This is a genomic window from Stenotrophomonas sp. A3_2, from assembly GCF_036624925.1.
Lineage (GTDB): Bacteria > Pseudomonadota > Gammaproteobacteria > Xanthomonadales > Xanthomonadaceae > Stenotrophomonas > Stenotrophomonas hibiscicola.
On sequence record NZ_JAZKVY010000282.1, the window covers coordinates 1 to 354 of the forward strand.

The window sequence follows — 354 nt, forward strand, 5'->3', positions numbered from 1 at the left end:
AGGCGGTGGTGCGGGCGGCGGCCGCCTGCCGTCTGCCGCTGATCAGCGCCGTTGGGCATGAGACGGACACGATGCTGATCGACTTCGCGTCCGACCGGCGGGCGCCGACGCCAACGGCCGCGGCCGAGATGGCCGTGCCGCCGCGGGCGGAGCTGCTGGCGGATGTGGGGCAGAAGGGCGCCCGCCTCGTGGACGCGGTGGCGCGGCTGACCCAGGCGCAACGGCTGCGGCTGACGGCGGCGGGCGGTCGCCTGACCGATCTGCCGACGCTGTTGGCGGGGGCGCGGCAGCGGCTCGACGATCGGGGGGCGCGGCTGGCCCTTGGGCTGCCTGCGCTGGTGGGGCAGCGGCGGG

Annotated in this window: 1 protein-coding gene; it reads left to right on the top strand. The window is 77.7% G+C overall.

Annotated elements, in window-relative coordinates:
- Positions 1–8: 8 nt before the first annotated feature.
- Positions 9–354: exodeoxyribonuclease VII large subunit (locus R5H29_RS13915; protein ID WP_332329304.1), on the top strand; the 346-nt coding region annotated here is incomplete at its 3' end.